General features: G+C 45.6%; 1 pseudogene. It reads right to left on the bottom strand.

What is annotated here, in order from left to right:
* Nucleotides 1-90 precede the first annotated feature (90 nt).
* Nucleotides 91-810, bottom strand: a pseudogene (locus R7O13_RS25865) (RNA degradosome polyphosphate kinase); the annotation flags it as partial.

The following is an 810-nucleotide window of genomic DNA, read 5'->3' as shown; positions in this document are numbered from 1 at the left end:
AGCTGTAGGTCGCTGCCAACCACCTTCGCAACCACCATGTGGAAGCTATTAGAGCCGAGATCGATCGCGGCAATATAGCGTTCATCTTGTTCAAGTATCTGAGACATCTGACTTTTGTCTTCTTGTTTGCTTTTCTATATTTTTAAGATAGTCGTAGATGGCAACTTGTGAGCGAACTTTTTTACGGTTCCCGCGCGGTACATAGCTATTGCTCATCTCTTTGTCTATCAAACGTGCCTTTACTGTATCGGTAAAGTGGATGTTAGTTATATCAATAATTCTCTGTTTCAAACGTGGATCACGAACAGGAGCGGCAACTTCGATACGATGATCGATGTTTCGTGTCATCCAATCGGCAGATGAAATGTAGACTTGAGGATCCCCATCATTGTGCGTGATCACTACGCGTGGGTGTTCCAAAAAGCGATCAACGATACTGATGATTCGAATGTTTTCGCTGACGCCTTCAATTCCAGGAACCAACGCACACATGCCTCGGATGATCATGTTGATCTTTACCCCCGCGTTGCTTGCTGCGTAAAGACGGGTGACGATGCCTTTATCTACGAGGTTGTTGACCTTTATGGTTAATCCTGCCTTTTTGCCCGCCTTTGCATTGGCGATTTCATTGTCAATCAGGCGGTAAATTTGGGTGCGCGAATTACGCGGAGAAACCATCAAGTGATTGAACTTCACTGGGCGATAAGGGTTCTCAATGTATCCAAACACGTTGCGCACTTCATTGGTGATTTCTTGGTCTGCGGTGAGCAGCGAAAAGTCGGTATAGATTCGAGCGGTTTTTTCGTGGAA

This window comes from Vibrio sp. Y176, from assembly GCF_033438945.1.
Note: the sequence above shows the minus strand (reverse complement) of the source record. Positions and strands in the feature narration are given on the sequence as shown.